At 72.3% G+C, this 22,618-nt stretch carries 21 protein-coding genes; 7 read left to right on the top strand and 14 right to left on the bottom strand.

Translation table 11 applies throughout. From position 1 onward, the window contains the following. Positions 1 to 86: 86 nt before the first annotated feature. From OP04_RS24325 to OP04_RS24300, 6 genes are all read right to left on the bottom strand, one after another. On the bottom strand, positions 87 to 851 hold the full coding sequence (locus OP04_RS24325) for an ABC transporter ATP-binding protein (protein ID WP_033342102.1): 765 nt from the start codon (positions 849 to 851) through the stop codon (positions 87 to 89). Next, positions 844 to 1,896: an ATP-binding cassette domain-containing protein gene (locus OP04_RS24320; RefSeq protein ID WP_063746677.1), complete on the bottom strand. Its 1,053-nt coding sequence runs from the start codon at positions 1,894 to 1,896 to the stop codon at positions 844 to 846. Before OP04_RS24320 ends, OP04_RS24325 begins: the two co-directional genes overlap by 8 nt. Before the next feature lie 151 nt (positions 1,897 to 2,047). Then, the gene (locus OP04_RS24315; RefSeq protein WP_033342101.1) at positions 2,048 to 2,857 is read right to left on the bottom strand and encodes an ABC transporter permease; all 810 of its coding nucleotides are present in this window, start codon (positions 2,855 to 2,857) and stop codon (positions 2,048 to 2,050) included. Then, on the bottom strand, positions 2,854 to 3,807 hold the full coding sequence (locus OP04_RS24310) for an ABC transporter permease (RefSeq protein WP_033342100.1): 954 nt from the start codon (positions 3,805 to 3,807) through the stop codon (positions 2,854 to 2,856). Before OP04_RS24310 ends, OP04_RS24315 begins: the two co-directional genes overlap by 4 nt. Further along, entirely contained in the window at positions 3,807 to 5,300 is a 1,494-nt protein-coding gene (locus tag OP04_RS24305; protein ID WP_033342099.1) for an ABC transporter substrate-binding protein, read from the bottom strand. The genes OP04_RS24310 and OP04_RS24305 overlap by 1 nt, the downstream gene beginning before the upstream one ends. Before the next feature lie 12 nt (positions 5,301 to 5,312). Continuing rightward, on the bottom strand, positions 5,313 to 5,975 hold the full coding sequence (locus OP04_RS24300; RefSeq protein ID WP_033342098.1) for a DUF1684 domain-containing protein: 663 nt from the start codon (positions 5,973 to 5,975) through the stop codon (positions 5,313 to 5,315). Positions 5,976 to 6,430: 455 nt separating this feature from the next. On the opposite strand from OP04_RS24300, the gene OP04_RS24295 reads away from it, so the two are divergent. The 3 genes from OP04_RS24295 to OP04_RS24285 are packed head-to-tail and all read left to right on the top strand — an operon-like array spanning position 6,431 to position 9,165. Further along, on the top strand, positions 6,431 to 6,985 hold the full coding sequence (locus OP04_RS24295; protein ID WP_051798839.1) for an RNA polymerase sigma factor: 555 nt from the start codon (positions 6,431 to 6,433) through the stop codon (positions 6,983 to 6,985). Beyond that, entirely contained in the window at positions 6,972 to 8,786 is a 1,815-nt protein-coding gene (locus tag OP04_RS24290) for an EAL domain-containing protein (protein WP_051798837.1), read from the top strand. Before OP04_RS24295 ends, OP04_RS24290 begins: the two co-directional genes overlap by 14 nt. A gap of 4 nt (positions 8,787 to 8,790) precedes the next feature. Next, positions 8,791 to 9,165, top strand: coding sequence for a hypothetical protein (locus OP04_RS24285; protein ID WP_033342097.1), 375 nt, complete (start codon positions 8,791 to 8,793; stop codon positions 9,163 to 9,165). A 586-nt stretch (positions 9,166 to 9,751) separates the two neighbouring features. On the opposite strand, the gene OP04_RS50050 is transcribed toward OP04_RS24285, so the two are convergent. Next, a complete protein-coding gene (locus tag OP04_RS50050; protein ID WP_051798836.1) occupies positions 9,752 to 10,414 on the bottom strand; it encodes an AbfB domain-containing protein in 663 nt (220 codons plus the stop codon). An 88-nt stretch (positions 10,415 to 10,502) separates the two neighbouring features. On the opposite strand from OP04_RS50050, the gene OP04_RS50045 reads away from it, so the two are divergent. The 4 genes from OP04_RS50045 to katG are packed head-to-tail and all read left to right on the top strand — an operon-like array spanning position 10,503 to position 15,017. Then, complete coding sequence (locus tag OP04_RS50045; RefSeq protein ID WP_051798835.1) at positions 10,503 to 11,318, top strand: hypothetical protein; 816 nt, start codon at positions 10,503 to 10,505, stop codon at positions 11,316 to 11,318. Then, entirely contained in the window at positions 11,315 to 12,280 is a 966-nt protein-coding gene (locus OP04_RS24270; RefSeq protein ID WP_051798834.1) for an alpha/beta hydrolase, read from the top strand. Before OP04_RS50045 ends, OP04_RS24270 begins: the two co-directional genes overlap by 4 nt. A gap of 59 nt (positions 12,281 to 12,339) precedes the next feature. Then, on the top strand, positions 12,340 to 12,783 hold the full coding sequence (locus OP04_RS24265) for a Fur family transcriptional regulator (protein WP_033342096.1): 444 nt from the start codon (positions 12,340 to 12,342) through the stop codon (positions 12,781 to 12,783). Continuing rightward, positions 12,780 to 15,017, top strand: a complete 2,238-nt coding sequence (katG, locus tag OP04_RS24260) for a catalase/peroxidase HPI (RefSeq protein ID WP_033342095.1) — start codon at positions 12,780 to 12,782, stop codon at positions 15,015 to 15,017. The genes OP04_RS24265 and katG overlap by 4 nt, the downstream gene beginning before the upstream one ends. A gap of 145 nt (positions 15,018 to 15,162) precedes the next feature. Here the strand turns inward: katG and OP04_RS24255 are convergent, their stop codons facing one another. The 7 genes from OP04_RS24255 to OP04_RS24225 all read right to left on the bottom strand — a co-directional run bounded on the left by OP04_RS24255 (position 15,163) and on the right by OP04_RS24225 (position 22,592). After that, entirely contained in the window at positions 15,163 to 17,685 is a 2,523-nt protein-coding gene (locus tag OP04_RS24255) for a VIT domain-containing protein (protein ID WP_033342094.1), read from the bottom strand. After that, positions 17,682 to 18,248, bottom strand: a complete 567-nt coding sequence (locus tag OP04_RS24250; protein WP_051798880.1) for a MerR family transcriptional regulator — start codon at positions 18,246 to 18,248, stop codon at positions 17,682 to 17,684. The genes OP04_RS24255 and OP04_RS24250 overlap by 4 nt, the downstream gene beginning before the upstream one ends. A gap of 119 nt (positions 18,249 to 18,367) precedes the next feature. Continuing rightward, positions 18,368 to 19,024 carry a hypothetical protein gene (locus OP04_RS24245; protein ID WP_232323722.1) on the bottom strand — a complete coding sequence of 219 codons (657 nt, stop codon included), beginning with the start codon at positions 19,022 to 19,024 and terminating at the stop codon, positions 18,368 to 18,370. After that, positions 19,021 to 20,382: an ABC transporter permease gene (locus tag OP04_RS24240; protein WP_033342092.1), complete on the bottom strand. Its 1,362-nt coding sequence runs from the start codon at positions 20,380 to 20,382 to the stop codon at positions 19,021 to 19,023. Before OP04_RS24240 ends, OP04_RS24245 begins: the two co-directional genes overlap by 4 nt. Continuing rightward, positions 20,379 to 21,176: an ATP-binding cassette domain-containing protein gene (locus OP04_RS24235; protein WP_033342091.1), complete on the bottom strand. Its 798-nt coding sequence runs from the start codon at positions 21,174 to 21,176 to the stop codon at positions 20,379 to 20,381. Before OP04_RS24235 ends, OP04_RS24240 begins: the two co-directional genes overlap by 4 nt. 73 nt (positions 21,177 to 21,249) lie before the next feature. After that, a complete protein-coding gene (locus OP04_RS24230) occupies positions 21,250 to 22,047 on the bottom strand; it encodes an anti-sigma factor (RefSeq protein WP_033342090.1) in 798 nt (265 codons plus the stop codon). Beyond that, positions 22,044 to 22,592 (bottom strand): RNA polymerase sigma factor, encoded by a 549-nt coding sequence (locus OP04_RS24225; RefSeq protein ID WP_033342178.1) that lies wholly within the window; start codon positions 22,590 to 22,592, stop codon positions 22,044 to 22,046. The genes OP04_RS24230 and OP04_RS24225 overlap by 4 nt, the downstream gene beginning before the upstream one ends. Positions 22,593 to 22,618: the final 26 nt, after the last annotated feature.

Here is a 22,618-nt window from a genome sequence, read left to right as displayed (position 1 = left end):
CTGCGACCGCACGACACGAGCACGGACAGCTAAATCCGGCCACTGACGCGCGTCAATCCCGAACCCGACAACCCGGCTTGGGTGATCTACCCGGCCGCGGGGAGGCGGGGGACGCCGGCGAGGAGCTTGCGGGTGTAGGGGTGGGACGGCGCGCCGAGGACGCCGGTGGTGGGGCCCTGTTCGACGATGCGGCCGTGTTCGAGGACGGCGGTGCGGGCGCAGAGCGTGGCGACCACGCCCAGGTCGTGCGAGACCAGGAGCATCGTCAGGTCGCGGGTGGCGCACAGGTCGGCCAGCAGGTCGATGATCTTCACGCGGGTGGTGAGGTCGAGGGCGCTGACCGGCTCGTCCGCCAGGAGTACGCGCGGGTGGCAGACGATCGCGCGGGCGATCGCGATCCGCTGGCGCTGGCCGCCGGAGAACTCGTGCGGGTAGCGGGATCCCGCGTCCGCGGGCAGGCCGACCGAGTCCAGCGCCTCGGTGACGCGGGCGGCGCGTGCGGTGGCGGTGCCGCCCACGCCGAGACCGTGCAGCGGCTCGGCCACGATCCGGTCGACGCGCTGCCGCGGGTCGAGCGACGAGTACGGGTCCTGGAACACGGTCTGCACGCTGCGCCGGTACTCACGCAACCGGTTGCGCCGCAGCGGCCCGCCGTCGAACCGGATCTCGCCGGACGTGGGGCGGGCCAGGCCGAGGAGCAGGCGCAGCAGGGTGGTCTTGCCGGCGCCGGACTCGCCCACCAGGGCGACGCTCTGGCCTCCGTGGACGGCCAGCGAGACGTCGGTCAGCGCGGGAACGCCGGTGCGGTAGGCGAAACCGACGGCAGCGGCCTCGAGGATCGGCTCAGTCATGCGAGGCCCCGTCGTCTTCGGTGCGAACGCTGCCACCAGGCGCGTTGTCCTGCCCCGCGTCGTCGTCGGGTGCCGGGGCGATTTTCTGTGCGTCGCCGCCGGTGCGTGCCGAAGCGGCGCCCTCTTCCGCGCTGCCGCTGGATGCCGGCGCGGGTTCGCCGCTGGACGCGGGGCCGAGGCCCTGCCCGGCGCGGCTGCGGGAAGCGATCGGCGCGATGGTGGCCGGATCGTCGCCGGGCCGGGCGGTGAGGTCGAGAGCCGCGTCGAACCGGCGGGCGCTCTCCACCAGCGTCCGCGTGTAGTCGTGAGAGGGGGAGGTGATCACCGAGGCGGCCGGGCCGGACTCGACCACCCGTCCGTCGCGCAGTACCAGCAGATGGTCGGCGATGCGGGCCGCGACCGGTAGGTCGTGCGTGATGAAGAGCAGCGCCATGCCACGCTCGCGGACCAGGGTGTCGAGGAGGTCGAGGATCTCCGCCTGTACGGTCACGTCGAGCGCGGTGGTCGGCTCGTCCGCGATCAGCAGCCGGGGGCGGCAGGCCAGCGCCATCGCGATCGCGACCCGCTGTCGTTGCCCGCCGGAGAGCTGGTGCGGGAAGGAGGACGCGGCCGTGGCGGGCAGCCGGACCTCCTCCAGCGCGGCGCAGACGGCCGCTTCCAGGGCCTTGCCGCGCGGTTTCTGCCAGCGCCGCAACGGTTCCGCGAGCTGCCGGCCGACGCGCATCAGCGGGTCGAGCGCGGTCAGCGGCTCCTGGAACACCACCGCGGCGATTCCGCCGCGTGCGCGGATCCGTTGCCGCTCCGAGGCCGTGATCATGTCGATCGCGGGAGAACCGGATGCGGCCGGATCCAGCACCGCTGAGCCGGACGCGACCAGACCCGGCGGGAGCAAGCCCGTCACCGCCAGTGCGGTCAGCGACTTTCCCGATCCTGACTCGCCGATCAGACCGACCCGGGCGCCGGCCGGTACGTCGAACGACACGTCGTCGACGAGGACACGGCCGCCGCGGACGGTCAGCGCGGAAACGGACAGCAGCGCGGTCATCGGGTGCTCCGGCAGCGCCGGCGGGTGCGGACACGCGGGGCATCGGAGCGGGGCGGAGGCGGAACCGGGCGAGCGTGCGGGCCTGGCGATCGCGCGGAGACGAACTGCGGTGTGATCGTCCGGGCCGGGGCGGAGACGGACAGCGAAAGAGTCATCGGGATCTCCGGCGGGTCGGGTCGGCGAGGTCGCGGAGGCCGTCGGCGGTCAGGTTGATGCCGATGACCAGCGCGACCAGCGCCACGCCGGGTGCGATCGCGGCGACCGGCGCGGTGAGCACGGTGGCCTGGGCCTCGAACAGCATGCGGCCCCAGGACGCGTTCGGCGGCGGTGTCCCGAGGCCGAGGTAGGACAGCGACGCCTCGGCCAGCACCGCGAGCCCGGCCTGCAGCGCCAGGTTGACCAGCACGACCGGCCAGATGTTCGGCAGCACGTGGGTGAGCACGATCCGCGGCCACGAGATCCCGGAGATCCGGGCGGCGGTCACGAAGTCCTTGGACAGCACCTGTTTCACCAGGATGCGGGTCAGGCGGGCGACGATCGCGGCCATGGCCAGGCCGATGGCGAGCACGGCCGCGCCGAGCGACGCGCCGAATCCGGCGACGATCAGCATGGCCAGCAACAGCGTGGGGAACGCGATCAGGATGTCCAGCGCGACCGCGACCGCGTCGTCCAGCCAGCGGGACGCGAAACCGGCCAGCAGTCCGAAGAGGACGCCGAGCAGGCCGCCGACCGTGACCGCGCCGAGGGCGGTGCCGAGCGCGATCCGGCCGCCGACCAGCAGCTGGGAGAACAGGTCACGGCCGAGCTTGTCGGTGCCGAGCCAGTGGTCGCCGCCGGGCGGGGTCAGGCGCCCGCCGGAGGTGTCGTCAGGAGCGAAGGGCAGCCAGAGGTACGACATGAGCACCGCCCCGCCGATCACGGTGACGAGCAGGAGCCCGGCGATCAGATGCAGTCGTCTCACCGGTGGCCTCGCAGCAGGCGCGGGTCGGCGACGCGCTGGGCGAGGTCGCCGAGGAAGCCGACGGCCAGCACCGCGAACGTGCTGACCAGCATGACGCCCTGGATGACCGGGTAGTCGCGCTGACTGATCGCCCTGATCAGCATGCTGCCGAGGCCGGGCAGCGCGAACACGCTCTCGATGACGACCGCGCCGAGGAACGTGGTGGCCAGCTCGATCGCGAGGACCGCGATGACCGGCGCGGCCGCGTTGCGCAGGCCGTGGCGCCACATGGCGGCGGGGAGCGAGGAGCCGAGCGCCCGCGCGGTACGCAGGAAGTCGCTGCCGAGCACGTCGAGCGTGGCGGCCCGCACGTACCGGATGAGCGAGGCGGACATGACCAGCGCGATCGTGATCACGGGCAGCGTCAGCGCCTCGACCGACGCAGCAGGATCACTCCAGCCGGCGGGCGGGAAGCCACCGGCCGGCAGCACACGCAGATTCAGCGCGAAGACCGAGACGAGCAGCAGCCCGACCCAGAACGCCGGCACCGCGAGCCCGAGCTGCGCGACGCCGTTGAGCAGCGGCCCGTCCCAGCGGTCCGCGCGGTAGGCGGCGAGGAACCCGACCGGGACCGCGATCAGCACGGCCAGCACGAACCCGGCCAGCGTCAGCGGTACGGTCACCGGCAGCCGCGCGGCGATCTCCGGCCCGACCGGCAGCCGGCTGATCAGCGAGCTGCCCAGGTCGAACGTGGCGACGTCGCCGAGCCAGGCGAGGAACTGCGTGGCCAGCGGCGCGTCCGTGCCGAGTTCGCGCCGCGCGGCCGCGATCTGCGCGTCGGTCGCGCCGACGGACAGCAGCGCGTTGACCGGGTCGCCCGGCAGCAGGCGCAGAAGCACGAACAGCGCCACGCCGGCGAGCGCAAGGCTCGCCAGCAGCAGCGCCGTCCGGCGTATCAGGTATCGGACCACTAGCTCTTCACGATGTCGTAGACGAAGAACTGGGAGTTGCGGCCGTTGAGCGGGTAGCCGGACAGCGACGACGAGGCGACCACGATCTGCGGGTAGAGGTAGAGCCAGTCGCTGGCCGCCTCCTCCGCGATGATCTTGTTGGCCTGCTTGAGCAGCGCGGCCTGGTCCGCCTCGGTCTTCGCGGCCTCGGCCTGCGCGACCAGATCGGTCACCGTGGCGTTGCTGTAGCCCCAGTAGAAGTCCGGGTTGCCGTACCAGACCACGTCGCGGTCGTTGACGTGCTCCTGCATCGTGGCCTGGAAGTCACGCTGCTGGTAGACCTTCGTGTACCACTCGTCGGACGTGATCGTGTTGATCTCGACGGTGACGCCGATCTTCGCCAGCTCGGATTTGATGAACGTGGCCGCGGTCGGGTGCGGGTCGTAGTTCGGCGTGTCCAGCGTGAACGTGAAGCCGCCACCAACACCGCCCTCGGCCAGCAGCTTCTTCGCGGCCTCGACGTCGTAGGCGTTGACCGAGGTCAGGTCCTCGTACCACGGGTCGCCCGGCGGGACCATCGAGCCGATCAGCGTGCCGTACTCGCCCCAGATCGAGGTGAGCAGCTTCGCGTTGTCGATCGCGGCGCTGACCGCCTTGCGCACCTGCGGCTTGTCGAACGGCGCGACCCGGTCGTTGAAGGCCAGCAGCAGCTTCGTCGTCGACGTACCCTCGTTGATGGTGTATAGGGGGTTGCTCTCGAACTGCGCCAGCGCGTCCGGGGACTGCTCGCTGGTCACGACGTCGATCGCGTTGGTGAGCAGCGCGTTGTTCAGCGCGGTCGCGTCCGTGTAGTAGTGGTAGACCGCGCCCGCGTTCTTCGCCTTCGACGCGCCCCAGTAGGCGTCGTTGCGGGTCAGCGACAGCGTGGCGCCGCGCTTCCACTCACCGAGCTTGTAGGGGCCGGTGCCGTCCGCGGTGGTGCTCAGGTCGCCGGCCGCGGTGTTCACGATCCACACGTAGCTGAGGTGGTAGACGAACGAGATCGACGGCTTGGACAGCGTCACCGTGACTGTCCTGTCGTCCGGCGTCGCGATCGCGGAGATGACGGAGAGGTTGCTCCTGCGCGCGGACTTCGACGTCTCCGCCGTGACGCGCTCGATGCTCGCCTTCACGTCCGCGCTGGTCAGTGCCTTGCCCGAGTGGAACGTCACGCCCTGCGCCAGCGTGAACGTGTAGGTCAGGCCGTCCTCGGACACGGTGTGCGCGGTGGCGAGCAGCGGCTCGACCGTGCCGGCGTCGGTCAGCCGGAACAGTCCCTCGTAGACGTTGCCGTTGAGCGCCTCGGTGACGCCCTGTCCGCCGCCGGCGGTGTTGTCGAGGTTCTGCGGCTCGTAGACCGAGCCCACGTTGATGATCGCGCTCGCGCCGTCCGTCGGCGTGCTCTCGCCGCCGTCACCGCAGGCCGTCAGCAGCAACGCCGAAGCGGCAGCGACGGCTATCCAAGCCCTCTTCACGGGAAATAACTCCTAATAAATGGAAAAACCAGCAGAAAACACGGGAAGCTTCTCGCCTGCCTCGACCGGCAGTGCCAGACGGTTCTGCGGCGGCGGCATCGGGCAGTTGAAGTGCGCAGAAAAGCCACACGGGGGTACGTAGGCGCGGTTGAAATCCAGCGTCACCGTCGAGGCGCCCGGCGTGCGTGGCACGGACAGGAACCGGCCCGGCGCGTAGGTGCCGTCGGCGGTGGTGGAGTCCGCGAAGACCAGCAGCAGCGTGCCGCCGTCGTCGAACGCGAGCAGCGTGTAGTCCCGGCCGTCCAGCGTCAGCGCGATGTCGCCGGGAACCGCCAGCTCACGCGTACCCCCGTTGTCCTTGATGTGTTCGAACGGGACCTTCCGGGCACCGGGCACCTCGGTGTAGGCGGCCTCGAGCACCCACCGGGGGTCGTAGGCGAAGCGGTCCACGTCCTGGAACGCCCGGATCGCCGCGGAGTCCGCGTCCCACAGGCGCACGCCACGCTCGATCTCGCCGGTCAGCGGGTCCGTGCGCCGCAGCCGCGTCGCGGTCACCGTGTCCCGCTGCCCGGCGAGCGCGGCCTCCGGATCGTCGGCACCCCACCGCGTCTCGATCAGCGCGAGGTTGCCCTGCGGCGAGACGAGTCGCGCGGTCCGGGCCCGTTGCCAATCCACAAAACCATCCGGCGGTACGACGTGCGCCATGCCCTCCGAGCCCCCTCAGCTGCTGATTCCCTGCTCAACGCGGAGAACCCTACAACTTCGGTAGGTTTAGGAGAAAGGTTAGTGACGAGGGCTACTGCGCAGCGGCTCACGTTCGCGGGCATCGGGTGTGCCGGGGCCGCCGTGTACGCGGTCGGCATCGGATGACTGCCGCCGCGCGGCCTCGGAAAGGTAGGTCCGGCGGGCCTGGCAACGGTGTGTATCCGCGTGCTGGCGCAAAGTTATCGGACTGTTTTGGCTAATGGCTGAAATTTTGCAGAGAAGTTGCAGATCAATGGCGAGATCAGAGATCTCGGCAAAGAAATATCGCCGAACGGCATATACATTCCGGCACCCACAGAGAGTTATATGCGGACGGGCGCCGAATTCTGTGGGGGAGAAATGATCGAGCTGGGGGAGGGGCGGGCGTGAGCCATCCGCACCACGCTGCCCGTTGGGACGAGCCGGAACATCTCGACGACCGCTACGACACGGAGTTCAACGAGCTGGTCTTCCAGACGTACGCCAAGGCCGAAGGCGTGCTCCGGCTCGGCGGCGACCACCAGGACCTGGTCCGCGACGCGCTGCACGAGGCGTACCTGATCGCCCGTCGCAAGTGGGCGGAGATCCGCGAGTTCGACGCGCCGCTCGGCTGGGTGATCAAGACCGCCCACAACGTGCTGCGCCGCGAGAAGGCCAAGGCCGGCCGCGAGACCATGCTGCCCGAGGAACTGCCCGGCGCGCCCGGCACCCCGGCCGACTCCTGGGAGGCCGAGCAGCTGCGCCGCCACTGGCTCGGCCAGCTCCCGCCCCGCCAGGCCCGCGTCTTCGAACTGGCCGAGGAGGGCTTCACCAACCCCGAGATCGGCCGGATCCTCGGGCTCGCGGACAGCAGCGTGCGCTTCTACAAGCACGCGGCCCGCCGGCGCCTGCGCGAACTGGCCGGCGAGACCCTGGGAGGAGACGCCGATGCGGCTCGATGACGTGCTCCAGCTCGCGGCCGCACACCGGCCCAGCACGCTGGAACAGATGCGCTTCCGTCGCGTCGCCCGCCAGGTGCTGGCCGACCACCGCCGGCACGCGGAACCCACCGGCCTCGACCTCGACCTCACGGATCCGATGACCACGCCGGAGGACGAGTACACCCGGATCGCCCGCGCCGCGCACCGCACCGGCCGCGGCGTCGTGCGCTGGGACCGGGTCCGCGGCGGCCTGACCTGGACACCCGGCATGGCCGCGATGCTCGGCCGCCCCACGACCGACGAGGTGGTCACCGCGGCCACGCTCATGGGCTACCTGCACGCGGACGACCTGGTCACGGTCACGGCCGCGATCGAGAAGGCGTGGGCGCTGACCCGGCCGGACGAGGTCACGTTCCGCGCCCGCCGCCTCGACGGCACGATCCGCTACCTGCACGCGCTCATCGAGATCCTCGACGACGGCATCGTGGCCACCTGCGAGGACGTCACCGCGCGCGAGCTGGCCCGGCGTGAGCGGGAACGGCAGGCGCGCCGCGAGGAGATGCTCTGCGCCGAGCTCGGCGCGCGTGAGGCCGGCACCGGGCTGGCCGCGCGTGACTACCTGATCGACGAGGTGGACCGCGCACGGCGTACCGGCGAGGGCATTGTCGTTGTCGTCGCCACCGAGCCGAAGGCGCCGGTCGACCGCGACGAGCTGGCCGCCGACATCGGACGGCTGCTCACCGAGGCGAACCCGTCCCGTGCCGTGCTCGGACTCGCCGCACCCGGCCAGTTCGGCGTGCTGCTGCGCGGCGCCACCACGCCCGCCGAGGCCGAACGGCTCGCGGTCACCGCGGTCGAGCGCGTCCGCAGCCACCTGTTCTCCGGCGTGCGCGTCAACGCGTGGGCCGGCGCGGTCCGCTTCCCGCAGGGCGCCGAGGCCAGCGGCTTCGAACTGCTCTCCGACGCCGAGCACGCGGCCCGCCAGGCACGCCGCAGCGGGCACGTCGCCCAGATCGCGGCCACGCCCGCCGGCCGCGCGGTCCGGCTGCGACGCAGCCGCGCCACCGTGCTGAGCGCCGTGGCGAACGAACGTTTCGCGCTGTTCGCCCAGCCGATCCTGGACCTGGACCTCAACCGCGTCACCCGGCACGAGATCCTGCTCCGCGTCCGCGGCGAGTCCGGCGACCCGGTCGCGCCCTGGGCGTTCCTGGACACCGCGGAGCGCATCGGCCAGATCCTGCCCGTCGACCGCTGGGTCATCGACCACGCGATCAAGCTCATCGGCCAGGGCGCGCTCGACTCGCACTGCCAGATCAACGTGTCCGGCCGGTCGCTCGCCGACCCCGGCCTGCTCGACCACGTCACCCGCTCGCTGACCAAGCACAACGTGCGCGCCGGCCGCCTCACCTTCGAGATCACCGAGACCGCCGCGATCGAGAACCGCAACGAGGCGCTCGCGTTCGCCACCGGCATCCGGCAGCTCGGCGCCCAGCTCGCGCTGGACGACTTCGGCACCGGGCACGCGTCCCTGCTGCACCTGCGTACGCTCCCGGTCGACCTGGTCAAGATCGACGGCCGCTTCATCACCGGCCTGACGCGTACGCCCGCGGACCGCTCACTGGTCGAACGCCTGACCATGATCTGCCACGACCTCGGCATGCGGGTCGTGGCCGAGTGCGTCCCGGACGACGAGACCGCCGCGCTCCTGCGGGGATACAGTGTGGACTTCGCACAGGGATTCCATATTGGACGCCCGGTGCCGATGGCCGACCCCGCGGAGCACATCGAGCTCGATCTCCGCCCGATATCGAAGCTGGGATAGTCGCATGCATCCGCTGGCGGACTGGTGGGCCGCGAACGCCGTCGAGGTGTGCGCCGAACGCCGGATCCTGCGCGACTACGTCGCCACCCTCACCTTCACCATCGGCTGGTGGCACTGGATGTCCTCCGCCAAGCCCATCCGCCGCGACCGCCTCAGCCTCCGCATCGACGACCACGTCACCACGCTGCGCACCCTCTGCGCCCCCGCGGCGCCGCTGGACCCGCGCCTGGCCACCTTCGACCACGAGGCCGCCCGCTTCCTCGCCACCGCAGACACCGCCACCATCGAACACGAGGACGTCGTAGCCCTCCGCACTCCGCTCCGCGCCGCCCTGGACCTCCTCGACGAAATCGAATCCGAACTCCTCCGCCACCCCTGACCCCGTCCCCTTTTCCGGCGCCCCTGATCTCACAGTGCCTCGGCTCGCGGCTCGCGGCTCGCGGCTCGCGGCCCGCTGCCCGCTGCCCGCTGCCCGAAATTTCAGCATTTATCAGCGCCGCCGCAGTCGATCAATCAGGGGAAATGAAAGATCAACCGTCGAATGTACGAGAGAGGCGTTATTCGCCCCTCAAAACACCTCTCCCGTACATTCGACGGCCGGCTTTACGACCCCCGCCGATAGATCACACACAGCCCACCAGAAAAACGCCGATATTTCGGGCGCGCAGCGCCCGCGCCGCACCGCAGCCCCGACACCCGCCCGCCGGCGGGCTTCTGTCTTTTATGCGCAAGCACCCGCACAGGTGACCGCCAGGCCGCACGAAACCAGCCACCCACGGGTGTTTGAAGGCCTTCCGCTGCCCCGGTGTCGGAGGCTCCCGCCGGAGGCCCGCCGGAGGCAAAAACGCAACCAGCCCACCCGTCGCAACCAATAACACGAAATATCGGGCACGGAGTGCCCGGTTGCCCACGGCAGATCCGGCCCTCGACGCCGAAAGCTCAGCAAAGCTCCAAGCCGGTGAATCTCAGCCCTTCGCCACCGTGAACGAGCTGGCACGGGCGAACTCGTCGCTGTCGTCCGACTCGTCGATCCACAGTTCAACATTGCGGTGGTGCACGACGTGGTCCGGGTAGTTGACGGAGCGCAGCGTGACGGTCCCCGGCTCCACGCCGTCCTCCGGGCAGAAGGTGGCGTCCTTCTTGAAGAGGTCCGAGTCGTCGTTCGCGTCGAAGCGGAGCCGGTATCCGGAGTGCCGCATGTACGTGTCGTCCTCGGTGTGGAACGAGAAGCACGCCGGGTCCGCCAGCCCCTGGACGACCTGCAGCCCGCCGCCGGTCGCCGTGATCACCGCCAGGCCGTCCACCTTGGACATGATGCTGCCGGGGCTCTTCACCGACTCCAGCTTGAACGCGCCCACGCCCAGCTCCACCGGTCCCTCCGACGGCGTGGGGGAGACCGCACCGGCGGACGCGGGCGGAGCCCCGGCATCGGCGGCGTCGTTCAGGTCGCGCAGCGTGGACGGCTCCGACGTGGTCTGCCAGATGAACCAGCCGAGTGCGAACGCGGCCACCATGCCGAACGCCACGCCCGCCGTGACCCCCGGGTGCACCGCACCGAACCGTCGTTTCGGCGGGCGCGCCTCGGCGCCGCCCTTGCCGTAGACGGTGCCGCCGCCGTATGGATCCATGCCTCTCCTTAACCGGTACCCGAGGGCGAAACTGTACTCAGCGCCCGCCAGTACAAGGCTTCCGGGTACGCCGGTAGGGTGATCGTCCGTGGCGGTACGCATCGATGGTGAGGCCTTCCGGGAGTCCGTCCCGGCGGACGTGGCGGCGGAAGCGGATCGGCTGGCCGGTGAGGTCGGCGAGCTGGAGTCGCTGGGCGGCGGCGTGCAGGCGGAGGTCGCGGGCGTGCGGGCCTGGGTCGGCATCGTCGGCGGCGCGATCACCGGCGTCTGTGACTGCGCGGCGGAGGGCCCGTGGTGCGCGCACGCGGTGGCGCTGGCGCTGACGGCGATCGAGGCGCGGTTCCCGCTGCTGGCCTCGGCCGTGCCGCCGGGCCCGGATCCGGCGGACCCGGAACAGGCGCGATTTTTGCAGGCGTTGCGCCGCCTCACGCCGCGGCAGTTGAGCACGCTCGTGGTCGAGGAGGCGTTGCGGGACCGGCTGTTCGCGGTGCGGCTGCTCGGCGAGGCCGGGCTGCTGGACGCGGCGGCCGCGGCGTCGGGCGCGGAGGACTTCCGGGCGGCGGTACGGGACGCGTCCGACCTGGCCGACGCCGATGCGTGGAACCTGGACGACATCGAGGACGCGGGCGAGCGGCTGGTGGAGGAGGCGGAGATCCTGCTGGCCTACCCGGCGTCGGCGGCCGCGCTCGCGGTGGTCGGTGAGGCGATCGTGGTCTGGGACGAGCTGGCCGGCGCGCTGATCGACAACTCGGATCAGGCGCGGACCGAGCCGCGGGAGGTCGGGGACCCGCTGGTCGCGGCGCACCGGGAGCTGTGTGAGCGGCTGGGGCTGGACGAGGACGAGATCGCGGCCCGGGTCGAGGTGCTGGCGGGCGAGTGCGGGTACGGCACAATTGAGCGGTGACGTTCGCGCCCGACGGCATCGACCAGCTGCTCGGCGTACCCTATGAGCGGTTTGTCCTTGATTGTGGGCGGGACGCCCAGGGGGACGTGATCGCGACGCTGGTGCGCCGATGGGCCGACCACGGCGACGGGCAGCGCGCGGTGCTCATGATCCACGGGTTGGCCGACTACTTCTTCCAGACGCACGTGGCGGATCATCTCGCCGCGTCCGGGTGGAACGTCTACGGCATCGACCTGCGGCGGTACGGGCGCAGCCTGCTCCCGCACCAGAGTGCGAACTTCTGCAGCTCGCTCGCGGAGTACTACGACGAGCTCGACGCCGCGGCCGCCCGGATCACGGCGGACGGCGCGCGCGAGATCGTGGTCTGGGGGCACTCCACCGGCGGGCTGATCGGCGCGCTCTGGGCGGCGGACCGGCCGGAGAGCCACCTCCGCGGCGCGTTCCTGAACAGCCCGTTCTTCGACTTCGCGCTGCCGTGGGCGCTGCGCCGGCCGGTGCTGGCCCTGGCCTCGTCCGCGGCCCGGCTGGCGCCGCACGCGGTGGTGCCGCATCCGGTCAGCGACGCGTTCGCGGTGTCGACGCACGCCACGCTGCGCGGCGAGTGGAGCTACGACCTGGCGCTGAAGCCGGCGCTCGGGCATCCGATCCGGCTCGGCTGGCTGGCCGCGATCCGGGCCGCGCAGCGACGCGTCCGGCGCGGGCTGAAGCTGGGGATCCCGGTGCTGGTCGGCTCGTCCGCGCGGTCGTTCAACTGGCTGCGGGACCCGATCGAGGACACGCACGGCACCGACATCGTGCTGGACGTGGCGCAGATCCGCAGGTGGGGGCTGAGCCTCGGGCCGCACGTCACGCTTGTCCGGTTCCCGGGCGCGCTGCACGATCTGACGCTGTCCGCGCCGGAGATCCGGGGTGCGGTGCTGCGCCGTTTCGACGAGTGGGCGGCGCTGCACCTGTCAAGCTGAGGTCGGCCCGCCACGCCGAAACTTGAACTATTCCAGAAAAGCCGACTAAGGTCTGTGCCGTGACGTCGTCCGAGGATCAGTTGCGGGCGGTCTCGCTCCGCGTGACTCGGCCGCGACTAGCCGTGCTTGCCGCGCTGCGTGACCACCCGCACGTCGACACCGACACCGTGATCACGCTGGTCCGCGGCGACCTGCCGACCGTGTCCCACCAGGCGGTCTACGACGTGTTGCGGGTGCTCACCGACACCGGCCTGGTCCGGCGCATCCAGCCGGCCGGCGCGACCGCGCGCTACGAGACCCGGGTGGGCGACAACCACCACCACCTCGTGTGCCGCACCTGCGCCACGATCGTCGACGTGCCGTGCACGGTCGGCGAAGCCCCCTGTCTCACCGCCCCGGACGGCCACGGTTTCGCGGTCGACGAGGCGGAGGTCGTCTTCTGGGGCGTCTGCCCCGACTGTGCGGCCACACGCACTGCCAAGGAACCGGAAGGAATCTCATGAGCGACGAAGACAACAAGAGCGGCGGCTGCCCTGTGGCACACGACTCCGTGACCGCGTCCGGCAGCGAGAGCGAGAACCCGGTGATCGACGCGCCGGAGCCGAAGACCGGCGGCCGCCCGCGCACCAACCGCGACTGGTGGCCGAACCAGCTCGACCTGTCGGTGCTGCACGCCCACTCCTCCAAGGGCAACCCGCTCGGCGAGAACTTCGAGTACGCCAAGGAGTTCGCCAAGCTCGACGTCGACGCGATCAAGCGCGACATCACCGAGGTGCTCACCACCTCGCAGGACTGGTGGCCGGCCGACTTCGGCCACTACGGCGGCCTCATGATCCGGATGAGCTGGCACGCCGCGGGCACCTACCGCATCCAGGACGGCCGCGGTGGCGCCGGCGACGGCGGGCAGCGGTTCGCGCCGCTCAACAGCTGGCCCGACAACGCGAACCTGGACAAGGCCCGCCGCCTGCTCTGGCCGGTCAAGCAGAAGTACGGCCAGAAGATCTCCTGGGCCGACCTGCTCGTGCTCGGCGGCAACGTGGCGCTGGAGTCCATGGGCTTCAAGACCTTCGGCTTCGGCTTCGGCCGCGCGGACGTGTGGGAGCCCGAGGAGATCTTCTGGGGCCCCGAGGACGCCTGGCTCGGCGACTCCCGCTACGCGGACGACGCGCTGCCCGAGGGCGTCGGCGCGGCCGAGATGGGCCTCATCTACGTCAACCCCGAGGGCCCCCGCGGCAGCGCGGACCCGCTGCTCGCCGCCACGTTCATCCGCGAGACGTTCGCCCGGATGGCCATGAACGACGAGGAGACCGTGGCGCTCATCGCCGGCGGTCACACGTTCGGCAAGACGCACGGCGCCGGCCCCGCGGACGGCCACGTCGGCCCGGAGCCGGAGGGCGCGCCGCTGGAGGCCCAGGGTCTCGGGTGGCTGAACACGCACGGCAGCGGCAAGGGCGGCGACACCATCACGTCCGGCCTCGAGGTCACCTGGACGGACAAGCCGACCCAGTGGTCCAACCGCTTCTTCGAGATCCTTTTCGGGTACGAGTGGGAGCTGACCACCAGCCCGGCCGGCGCGAAGCAGTACGTGGCCAAGAACGCCGAGGCGATCGTCCCGGACGCGCACGACGCCACGAAGAAGCACCTGCCGACGATGCTGACGACGGACCTGTCGCTGCGCGTCGACCCGGCGTACGAGAAGATCTCCCGCCGCTTCCTGGAGAACCCGGACGAGTTCCAGCTCGCGTTCGCCAAGGCCTGGTACAAGCTGCTGCACCGAGACATGGGCCCGGTCAGCCGCTTCCTCGGCCCGTGGGTCCCCGAGGCGCAGCTCTGGCAGGACCCGGTGCCGGCCGTCTCCGGCGCGCTGGTGTCCGCCTCCGACGTGGACGGTCTCAAGGCCGCGGTGCTCGACTCGGGTCTGACCGTCGCCGAGCTGGTCTCCACCGCGTGGTCGTCGGCCGCGAGCTTCCGCTCCACCGACAAGCGCGGCGGCGCGAACGGCGCCCGCATCCGCCTGGAGCCGCAGCGCTCCTGGGAGGTCAACCAGCCGGAGCAGCTGACTAAGGTGCTCGGCGTGCTGGAGGGCATCCAGCAGAAGTTCAACGCGGCCGGCGGCGCGCAGATCTCGCTCGCCGACCTGATCGTGCTGGCCGGTGGCGCCGCCATCGAGAAGGCCGCGCGCGACGCCGACGTGCAGGTCACCGTGCCGTTCCACCCGGGCCGCACCGACGCGACGCTGGAGCAGACCGACGTCGAGTCGTTCAAGGTCCTGGAGCCGCGCGCGGACGCGTTCCGTCAGTACCTGCGGCCGGGCGAGAAGACCCAGCCCGAGATCCTGCTGATCGACCGCGCGTACATGCTGGACCTGACCGCGCCGGAGACGACCGTGCTGATCGGCGGCCTGCGCGTGCTCGGCAACAACGTCGGCGGCAGCGCGCACGGCGTGCTCACCTCCCAGCCGGGCGTCCTCACGAACGACTTCTTCGCGAACCTGCTCTCCCCGGGCACGAAGTGGAAGGCGTCGGCCTCGGAGGAGCACGTCTACGAGATCCGCGACCTGGCCACGGACGAGGTGAAGTGGACCGCCACCGCGGTCGACCTCATCTTCGGCTCCAACTCGCAGCTCCGCGCGCTGGCCGAGGTCTACGCCAGCGCCGACGCCCGCGAGAAGTTCGTCGCCGACTTCGTCAAGGCCTGGGTCAAGGTCATGGACAACGACCGCTTCGACCTGGCCTGATCCACCCGCATCAGACCGAACGGGCCCGGCCGAAAGGCCGGGCCCGTTCGCGTGCCGGGTCGCACAGCGCCGGGATGGTATCGCCAGCGATAGTATCGGCGCCGATACTATCGCTGGCGATACCATCCTGACCTGCGACGATGCGCTACTTCCAGAACGGCTTGCGGCGGGTGGGCTCCTGGTCGGTGGTCTCGGCCGAGTCGCCGGCGGCGAACTCGGTCAGCAGGCGCAGTGCCTCGGACCAGAGGGCAGGCAGGTCGGTGATGCCGCTGAGGAGATCGCGCTTCAGGGCGAACAGCGGGGCGGCCTCGTGCTCCTGGACGCCGGTGAGGATGGCGTGCAGGCGGGTGCCGAGGTCGTCGAGCAGGTCGCGACGCTCCATGATGGACAGATGGGCGGCCTGCTGGAGGCGAGCGGCCTCGGTGCGGGCGAATTCGACGAGATCGGCACGACCGTTGCGGAGAGCACCGCCGGGGGCGGAGGCGGCGACCGGCATCATCGCGGGCGACGGGCCGGGGCCGCCGATTCCACGGGGCACCCCGTATCCACCGGACGAGGGCGGCGGCGGGGGTGCCGAGGCCGGACCCGCGGACGGCGGGGGTGCGGAGGCCGGAGCGGCGGGCGGCGGGGGTGCCATGGCGGCGCCGAAGCTGCCGACCGGGGGACCGGACGGCTCACTGAACGCGGCCGCGCCGGCACGCCGCACACTGCCCCCGCGGAAGCCGCCGTCGCCACCCGGGCGTCCCGCGGCCGGCGGCGGGGCCCCGGCGGTCAGATAGCGGGCGGGCGCGGCCGCCCGCCGGGAGCGGAAGTCCTGCGGGACCGGCGCGGACGACTCCCACCCGGACGGGGACTCCACCGGCTGCGTCACGCGACGCGACCGACCGCCCTCGGTGACCACCCGCGAGTCGACCGCCAGCCACGCCGTGAAGCGGCACAGCACCCGGTGCCGCAGCGAGGTCGCGACGATCTCCCGCTCAAGGTTGACCTCGCCGATCGTGTAGCGGTCCTCCAGCTCACGCAGCCGCGCGCGGGCCCACTGCGCCGTCACCGCGGCGTCGTCGGACCGCCGTACCGGCACCTCGGCCCGGAACTCGGCGTCGTCGCGCGTGCGGCCGGTCACGACCAGCGTCGACGGCACGGGGCCGGAAGACCTTCCGAAGACCACCAGGGGTACGCCCGGGAAGATCGATTCCGGTCGGCGGAGCTCAAGACCGGAGACGGTCACGCCGGTGACCAGCGGCGCGGCGATGCGGCGGCGAATGACGTCCATCGCGTCGTCCAGGCGGTCCTCGCTCTCCACCAGTTCGCAGCGCCCGGCCCCGGTGGCGGCCAGCCGGCCGAGGAAGCCCGCGTTCACCGCGCGGTCGATGCCGACCGTGTGGATGCGTACCCCCGTGGCAATTGATCCTGCCTGGGCGAGGATCTGGTCCTCGTTGCCCACCTGTCCGTCCGTGATCAGGACCAGCACGCGGTCCCGCCCGTCGCCGTCGGTCAGCAGCCGGAGCCCGGCCTGCAGCGGTTGCAGGATCTCGGTGCCGCCGCGCGCGTCCACCCTGGCCAGGTGCTCGACCGCGCGGTACCGGTTGCGGTCGGTCGCGTCGGACAGGCCCTGGCCGAGGTCGGCCGGCCACTCGATCGTGTTGTCGAACGTGCACACCGCGAACCGGTCGGCCGTGGTGAGCGAGTCGACGACGCGGGCGGCCGCGCGCCGGGCCGCGACCATCTTCCAGCCGTGCATGCTCCCGGACCGGTCGAGCAGCAGCACCACGTCCTTGGGCCGGGGCGCGGTCGTCTCCGTCGGTGGCAGCACGACCAGCTGGTAGGTGCCCTCCTCCGATCCGGTGTCCGGCACGAAGACCGCGCCGGAGCCCGCGCTCGCGTACGGCAGCCGCAGCACGAAGTCACGGTCCGCCCGCTCGCCCGGCAGGATCGCGATCTCGCCGTCGTCGTGCGTGATCGTGTGCAGGCTGGATCGCACCTCGGACAGCGGCAGCCCGGCCGTGTCCACGGCCACGCCGATCGACAGGCGCACCGGGCTGGGGAAACCTGGCAGCAGCACCGGCGGCGTGATCCGGGAGGCGTCCGGTGTCGCGTCCGTGTCCAGGCTCTGGCCGCTGCCGGCCTGCTCGCCCGGCAGCGGGACGCCCGGGATGTAGCGCGGCGCCACGACCAGCGGGAACCGGTACGTCGCCGCGTCGTCCTCCCACGGCAGCGGCCCGGTCAGTGACAGTGTCACGGTGACGTGTTCGCCGGGCAGGATGTTCCCGACCCGCATGGTGAACACGTCCGGCCGGTCCTCCTCCGCGATCGAGGCGCGCTGCCCGGCGCTGATCGCGGCGTCGTAGGCCTCGCGGGCCGCACCGCGCTCCTGCAGGTCGGCCTGGACCGTGCGCCCGTCCGCGGTCATGGTCATGCCGGTCACGGCCGCGCGGTCCGGCAGCGGGAAGATGTAGGTGGCCTCGAGCGGCTCCGCGAACGCGTTGACGAACTCGGTGGTCACGGTGGTGGTGGCGACCAGGCCGCTGATCCGGGCCCGCACGTCGAGCCGGGTGAGCGGCAGGTTGCCGAGGGGCGTGCCGAGCGCGCCCAGCCCGGCGTCGGTGCGCGGCGGCGGCAGGCAGCCGGCCTCGGCCGGTGGCATGTGCATGACGGGTAGTGCGGTCATCGAGTTCCCCCATCGGTGTAAAGGCCACGGGCCTTGAGCAGGTCGATCAGCGGCTGGGCGGCGTGGGCGAGGTCCTCCAGGTCGGTGGCGTCCGGCCGGGCCGGCAGCAGCAGGAAGACGCCACCGCCCAGCGCGACGCCCCCCACCTCCCGCGACTCGGGTGTGTGGTCCGCTGACGTCAGGGGCGCCGCGGGCGCGGTGGCCCAGAACCGCGGGCGCGCCGCAGCCGGCGGCGTGTCACTACCAACAAGAACATCAGTGGGTACGCGTGCGAGCGCGGCCAATTCCGCATCCGTTGCCCCGGCCAGCTCGGCCTGGATCGCCGCCAGCGAGTGCCCCTCCGCCTGCCGCCGCTTCACCGCGACGATCTGCAGCAGGTGCCGCGTCCCGTAGAGCGCGGTGCGCCCGCGCATGGCCGCGGCCCGGTCGACCAGCCCGGTCGTGGTGTACCACCGCACGGACCGCCGATCCGGCAGCTCACGGACCCGGCCGTTGGGCGCGCCGGGATATTCGGCCGCGAGGGCCTCCCGTACGCGCTCCAGCAGCTCGTCCATCGTCCACATGCCCGCCATCCTGACACTGTCATCGTGACAGTGTCAATGGCGTTCGGCCGTCCACGCCCGTTCGTCAGGCGCCGCCCCGGGGCGTCCCCGATGCCGCCCGGAGGACGCCCCGGAGGCCGTTACTGCTCCAGTGAGGCTTCGGCGGCTGTGGGCTGCGGCCCGGCCCGGAGGCCGTAGGCGACCAGTCCGGCCGCCAGCAGCAGGCCGGCAGTGAGCGCGGCCGGCCGGCTCTCCGACGGCTGGACCATCCAGAGCATGGCCTGGCGCGGGGCCGTGACGTCGGTGCCGCCCATCAGGCTCTGCACCGCGGCCCAGACCACCGCCGGCAGCCAGGCCAGCGAGGCGCCGATCAGCGCGGCGGTCAGCCCGGCAAGTCCGGCCAGCCCGGCCGCGTTGCGCAGGATCTGACCGGTGGTGCCGAACTCGACACCGGCCGCCCGCGCCGCGACCAGCAGCCCGGCGACCAGCACGGCACAGGCCAACAGGTGCGCGACGCGGCGCGGCGGCCACGGCCACGCAACAGCCCGTTCGAGCGCGGCGTCGTTCCCGGCCAGCGTGGACGTGAGCGGCGCCACCGCCAGCGTGGCGGCGAGCGCGGCCAGCCCGGGATGCACCGCCGCCTGCTCCGTGAGCGCGGCCAGCGCGAGCGTGACCACCGCACTCGCGCCCACGGAGGTGGCCACGGCCGCCGGGACGCGCCGAGCGCGCAGGTACAGCGCGATCCAGTGCGTCACCGCAGCCGGGACGCGCCGTGTGCGGGGGAGCGGGTGCGTCACGGTTTCGCCTCGCCGGTGAGGTAGGGGAGCAGGTCGGGCTCGCAGCGGAGTGCGGCGTCGCGCATGGCGACCACCCTGGCCGTCTGCTCCGCCTCGGGGATCGCCCGCAGCTGCCGCAGGTGCTCGCGGACCTCCGGCTGGATCGGTTCCCAGACGTCGCCGAAGCCGTAGGTCCAGAAGCCGATGCCGTCCGTGCCCAACAGCCAGGCGCCGGCCACCGCGAAAGGCAGATCGCCGCTCCGGGCGCAGCTGCGGTAGAAGGTGCCCGCGCCCAGCACGATGTTCTCCGTCAGATCCGGATCCCAGCCGCGCACGGGGTCACGGTCCAGGACGAAGTAGACGGTGCCGGGCTCGTCGAGCGGCCCGGAGCGGCGCCACTGCTCGCTGCTGTGGTTGCCGACGTCGTTCATCCGGACCTCGGCCGCCCGGGTCGGCGCGCCCGGCAGTTTCGCCAGCGCGGCGAGCGCGCGCCGGGCGTCCCGCGTCGTCTCGGGCAGCATGAACGCGTTCACGGCGGTCACGCACACCTGCGGGCCGTCGTCGTCCGTGCAGACCAGGCGCTGCGCGGCCGGGTCCAGCCGCCACTTGCCGGCCTGCCCGGGGGTGGCGATCAGGACCACCCCGGCCAGCCCCGCCACCAGCGCCACGCCGGCGCCGGCCCGGGTGAACCACGAGCGGCCCGCCGCCAGCAGGAAGCCGGCTGCCAGCAGCCCGGCGGCCAGGGCCAGGCGGGCGAGCAGCGCGCCGGTCGTCGGCGTCTCCCACGGTGTCGCCGGGACAGGATTGCCCTCCAGCGACAGCCCGGCCCACGGCCCCTGTCCGGTGGGGGTGGCCGAGAGGTTGCTCGCAAGCAGCTGCAGCACCAGCGCGGAGACGGCCAGTGCCGGCGGCAGGATCGGCGAGGGCCAGGCCCGGCCCGCCGCGATACCCACCCAGGACGCGCCGGCGAGGATGAGCGCGTCGATCAGCGCCCAGGCCACACCCCACGGACCCAGGTAGCCGCCGGTCGCCACGGTCACGATCACGCCGGCCGCGAGGATCAGCAGATATCCCGCCGCCGAGCCGAGGCCGATCGCGGCCATCGCCGGGAACGCGCGCTGCCATCGCGGGCGGCCGGTGCTGTCCATCAGGCCGGTCGCCCGGTTGCGGATCTCCCGGCGTCCGAGGACGGTGCCCCCGGCCAGCGCAAGTGGCGCCAGCACGAACATGCCGGCGGTCAGCGTCTGCAGGAACTGTTGCAGGTACCCCGCCCACCAGCTGTACGACGTGACGATGTTGCCCGCCCCGAGCACGATCACCAGCAGCAGCACGGCCGCGGCGTTGGAGCGGCGCAGCTCGATCCGGATCGGCCGCATCATCGGGCGTTCCGGTGCCGCTGCAGCAGCAGCGAGTAGCCGCGCTCGGCCGGGCTGTCGCCGGCGCCGCCCTCGTCGCCGAGCCGGGTCAGGTCCGCGGGCGTGCCCTGGAAGACGTGCCGGCCCGCGTTGATCAGCACCACGTCGGCGCAGGCGGCCACCACGTCCTCGACCAGGTGGGTGGAGACCAGCACGCAGGCGTCCGTGCCCAGGTCGCGCAGCAGCTCGCGGAACTCGACGCGCTGCTCCGGGTCCAGGCCGACGGTCGGCTCGTCGAGCAGCAGCAGCGCCGGGTCGTTGACGATCGCCTGGGCGATGCCGACGCGGCGCAGCATACCGCCGGACAGCGTCTTCAGCCGGGCGCCGGCCCGGTCCGCGAGGCGCACCCGCTCGACCGCGCGCTGGGCCGCGGCCGGGATCTCCCGGGCGGGCACCTCGCGCATCCAGGCCATGTACTCGACGTACTCGCGCACGGTGAAACGCGGGTAGAAGCCGAACTGCTGCGGCAGGTAGCCGAGCCGGCGGCGTAGTCCGCGCAGCGACCGGGCGCCCGTGTCCGCGTCCTCGCCGAGCAGCGAGAGCGTGCCGCCGGCCGGCTTGACCACGGTGGCCAGCGCGCGCATCAGCGTGGTCTTGCCGGCGCCGTTCGGGCCGAGCAGCCCGTGCACGCCGGTGCCGAGCCGCAGGTCGAGCCCGTCCACGGCGAAGTGCCGCCCCGCCTTGACCCGCAGTCCGGCCGCCTCGACGTCCCAGGCGTGCAGCCTGGGCCGGAGTTCTTCCGCGCTGATGGCGCGCATCTGTCGTCTCCCTCGATCATCGCTTGTGGACATGAGCCGGTGCGGACGAATCGCTACCGCCCGCCACGGCTCGTCATTGCCAGCTGCGCAGGCGCAGGAAGCCGTCCGTACGCAGCGCCGCGAGCACCGTGCAGATCACCGCGGCCACCGCCCAGCCCGGCACACCCTCCGGTGCGATCGCGAGCGGCACCCGCAGCGTCATCACCGCCGGTGCCACCACCACGCCGGCCCAGCCGCCGGCCAGGAGCGCCGCGGCCCGGGAGACGCCGATCCGGCTGCCGAGCCAGAGCGTCGCGGACGTGAACGTGAGGCACGGCAGCAGCCACAGCCAGGGGGACGTGCCCAGCAGCGCGCCCGCGGCCCCGAGCGGCGGCAGCGTCGCGGCGAGGACGAGCAGCGTGCGGCGCAGCATCAGTTCCGGTCCGGCGCGCGCGGTCCCGGCCAGGAGCTCCCATCCCGGGTCGGTCTGCCGCGACCAGGCGACCACGAGCCCGGCGATCGGGGCGACCGGCGCCAGCAGCAGCACCAGCGACGGGTTCTCCGGATAGGACAGGTCCAGCAGGAGCGCGACCAGCACCGCGGTCGCGGCCAGCACGGCCCAGCCGAGCGCGGACCAGGCGGCCCACAGGTAGGCGGGCCGCCACCGGAAAGCCGGCGGGGACGGCTGCGGCCCGATGCGTGCCTCGTGCAGGATCGTGGCCCGCACGTCGTCCAGCAGATCCCGGGCCGGTGGCGGGGTCAGTTCTGCCAGCCGGCCGCGGCACTGCGCGCAGGCGTCCAGGTGCGACTCGACCGCCCACACCGCGGCGTCGTCGAGGGCGGGGTCGCCGCCGGCGTACGCGATGAGGGCCCTGATCGTCGCGTGGCTCATGACAGCGCCTCCCGTAGTGCCGCGCGGGCCCGCCGCGCCCGGCTCTTGACCGTTCCCTCGGGCAGGCCGAGCAGCACCGCGGTCTCCCGGACCGTGAGCCCGTCTAACACCATCGCGCGCAGCACGGCGCGCAGTTCCGGTGCGAGGTCGGCCAGCGCGGCCCCGACCTCGTCGCCGACCGCGCCGGCCAGCGCCTCCTCGTCCGCGCCGGGCGCGAGCGGCGTGGGCAGCACGTCCGCGGGCGTCTCGCGCCGCCGGCCCTGCCGCCGCAGCGCGTCGACGAGGCGGCGGGCTGCGATGGTCCAGAGCCAGCCGAGCGGCCCGTCGTCGCCGGGCCGGAGCGTCGCGAACGACCCGGCCGCGCGCCACACGGTCAGGTAGGTGTCCTGCAGCACCTCCGCGACCAGTCCGTCGTCGGCGCAGCGCCGCCGCAGCCGCATCAGCAGCCACGGCGACGTGCGCCGGTACAGCTCGTCGAACGCGTCGAGGTCCGCGTGCGCGATCCGGCGCAGCAGCCGCGCCTCGTCGGAATCGCTCGCTCTCACACCCTGATGATCGGTGCGGGCGCCGC

It is taken from the genome of Catenuloplanes japonicus (assembly GCF_000717135.1).
Classification (GTDB): domain Bacteria; phylum Actinomycetota; class Actinomycetes; order Mycobacteriales; family Micromonosporaceae; genus Catenuloplanes; species Catenuloplanes japonicus.
This window is presented reverse-complemented; position numbering and strand designations above follow the sequence as displayed.

Excerpts from the sequence above, each read along its gene's own strand:
- OP04_RS24325 (WP_033342102.1), bottom strand. The coding sequence starts at position 851 with ATGACTGAGCCGATCCTCGAGGCCGCTGCCGTCGGTTTCGCCTACCGC.
- OP04_RS24320 (WP_063746677.1), bottom strand. The coding sequence starts at position 1,896 with ATGACCGCGCTGCTGTCCGTTTCCGCGCTGACCGTCCGCGGCGGCCGT.
- OP04_RS24290 (WP_051798837.1), top strand. The coding sequence starts at position 6,972 with ATGCGGCTCGATGACGTGCTCCAGCTCGCGGCCGCACACCGGCCCAGC.
- OP04_RS24285 (WP_033342097.1), top strand. The coding sequence starts at position 8,791 with ATGCATCCGCTGGCGGACTGGTGGGCCGCGAACGCCGTCGAGGTGTGC.
- OP04_RS50050 (WP_051798836.1), bottom strand. The coding sequence starts at position 10,414 with ATGGATCCATACGGCGGCGGCACCGTCTACGGCAAGGGCGGCGCCGAG.
- katG (WP_033342095.1), top strand. The coding sequence starts at position 12,780 with ATGAGCGACGAAGACAACAAGAGCGGCGGCTGCCCTGTGGCACACGAC.
- OP04_RS24255 (WP_033342094.1), bottom strand. The coding sequence starts at position 17,685 with ATGACCGCACTACCCGTCATGCACATGCCACCGGCCGAGGCCGGCTGC.
- OP04_RS24250 (WP_051798880.1), bottom strand. The coding sequence starts at position 18,248 with ATGTGGACGATGGACGAGCTGCTGGAGCGCGTACGGGAGGCCCTCGCG.
- OP04_RS24240 (WP_033342092.1), bottom strand. The coding sequence starts at position 20,382 with ATGATGCGGCCGATCCGGATCGAGCTGCGCCGCTCCAACGCCGCGGCC.
- OP04_RS24235 (WP_033342091.1), bottom strand. The coding sequence starts at position 21,176 with ATGCGCGCCATCAGCGCGGAAGAACTCCGGCCCAGGCTGCACGCCTGG.
- OP04_RS24230 (WP_033342090.1), bottom strand. The coding sequence starts at position 22,047 with ATGAGCCACGCGACGATCAGGGCCCTCATCGCGTACGCCGGCGGCGAC.